General features: G+C 73.2%; 1 protein-coding gene and 1 pseudogene. Both read right to left on the reverse strand.

Annotated elements, in window-relative coordinates:
- Positions 1–284: 284 nt before the first annotated feature.
- On the reverse strand, positions 285–734 hold the full coding sequence (locus AC13HU_RS36475) for a DUF3017 domain-containing protein (RefSeq protein ID WP_483046291.1): 450 nt from the start codon (positions 732–734) through the stop codon (positions 285–287).
- Positions 714–1,590 (reverse strand): annotated as a pseudogene (locus AC13HU_RS36480) (bifunctional methylenetetrahydrofolate dehydrogenase/methenyltetrahydrofolate cyclohydrolase); the annotation flags it as partial. The gene AC13HU_RS36475 and the pseudogene AC13HU_RS36480, both read right to left, overlap by 21 nt.
- Between the last annotated feature and the right edge of the window lie 285 nt (positions 1,591–1,875).

The raw sequence follows: 1,875 nt of genomic DNA on the forward strand, positions 1-1,875 counted from the left end.
GCTACGCGCCATTGTGGTTTCGGTCTGTTCCCGGCCGCAGGCCGGTGGCCTGCTGAGCGCGCAGTTCCCCGCGCCCCTGGGTAATTGCGGCCCCTTCCGCGAAAAGAGCCGCACCAACTGAGGCACGCTTTTCAGCGGCGGCGAGCCACAACCAAGGGGCGCGTGGGGGCACCTCCCAGGCGAAGCTCTGGGGGAGAACGGCGCGAGAACCCCCCACCGGGATGTGGTCCCGGAACCGACGGAACCGGCCACCCCGGGGGGTCAGGGGCACCGCCCCCGCAAGCTCAGCTCACGGAGAAGTGGATGATGTCCTCCAGGAAGGGAATCCGGATCAGGGGGTCCGGCTGGGCCATGAGCGCGAGCAGAACGATCGCCGCACCGAGTATCCCGTAGGTGATCACGTCGGTGAACCTGCTGCGGATCGCGAGCATGCCCACGGCGGTGAGCGCCCAGCGCAGTACGGCGCCGAGCAGCAGCGCCGCGCCGATCAGGACCGTGCCGGCCCGGAACGCCCCGGCCGCGGTGACTATGAGCCCGATGATCGCCCCGGCTATGACGACGATCATCGGCCACTGCCGCGCGGGCGCGGGCGCGTCACCGCCGGCCGCACGGCCGCCCCCCTCGGGCCGGGCGATGCCGCGGGTGACCGCGGGCCGCCCGCCCGGCTCGTGCGGCACGGAGCGCGCGGTGCCGTCGGGCACCTCCGCGGGAAGGCCCGCCGCCTCAGCCGACATGGCCCGCCGCCGTGCGCTCGGCCGCTGCCACGACGTTCTGGAGCAGGAGCGCGCGGGTCATCGGCCCGACCCCGCCCGGGTTCGGCGAGAGCCACTCGGCCACCTCGGCCACACCCGGGTGGACGTCGCCGACGATCTTGCCGTTCTCGTCACGGCTGACGCCGACGTCGAGCACGGCCGCGCCCGGCTTGACGTCCTGCGGCTTGACGATGTGCGGCACGCCGGCCGCGGCCACGATGATGTCGGCCTGCCGCAGCTGCGCCGACAGGTCCCGGGTGCCGGTGTGGCAGAGCGTCACCGTGGCGTTCTCGGACTTGCGGGTGAGCAGCAGCCCGATCGACCGCCCGACGGTGATGCCGCGGCCGACCACCACCACGTGCGCACCGTTGATCTCGACGTCGTGCCGCCGCAGCAGCTCCACGATGCCGTTGGGCGTGCAGGGCAGCGGTCCGGGGACGCCGAGTACCAGGCGGCCCAGGCTCATCGGGTGCAGCCCGTCCGCGTCCTTCTCCGGGTCCATCAGCTCCAGCACCCGGTTGGTGTCGATGCCCTTGGGCAGCGGGAGTTGCACGATGTAGCCGGTGCACTCGGGGTCGGCGTTCAGCTCGCGGACGACCGCCTCGATCTCCTCCTGCGTGGCGGTGTCCGGCAGTTCGCGCTGGATGGAGCCGATGCCCACCTGCGCGCAGTCGCGGTGCTTGCCCGCGACGTACCACTTGCTGCCCGGGTCGTCACCGACCAGCAGGGTGCCGAGGCCAGGCTGGACACCGCGGTCCTTGAGCGCCTGGACGCGGACGGTCAACTCGGACTTGATCGCGGCGGCCGTGGCCTTGCCATCGAGAATCTGGGCGGTCATGGCTCCATACTCGCGGATCGGCCCGGCAGCGGACCAATCCGCCCGCGAACCGGACACCGGGCCGGCCCCCTACAGCGTCCGGGCGCGGACCGGAACGCGACCGGTCCGGCCAGAACCGGGCAAGCGTGCCCCTTGCGCGCTCCCCCGCCCGGGCTCGACGATGTGCGCGCACGCCCGTCCCCTGCTGCCAAGGAATCCGCTCGTGAGCCAGCCCCCTGGGCCCGCCGACCCGTCCGGCAACCCGCCCCCGCAGCCCTACGGGCACCCGCCGGACGGGCCGGGTCC

The organism is Streptomyces sp. NH27, assembly GCF_056859195.1.

Bases quoted from the DNA above. Each gene is read 5' to 3' on its own strand.
- AC13HU_RS36475 (WP_483046291.1), bottom strand. From the start codon at position 734: ATGTCGGCTGAGGCGGCGGGCCTTCCCGCGGAGGTGCCCGACGGCACC.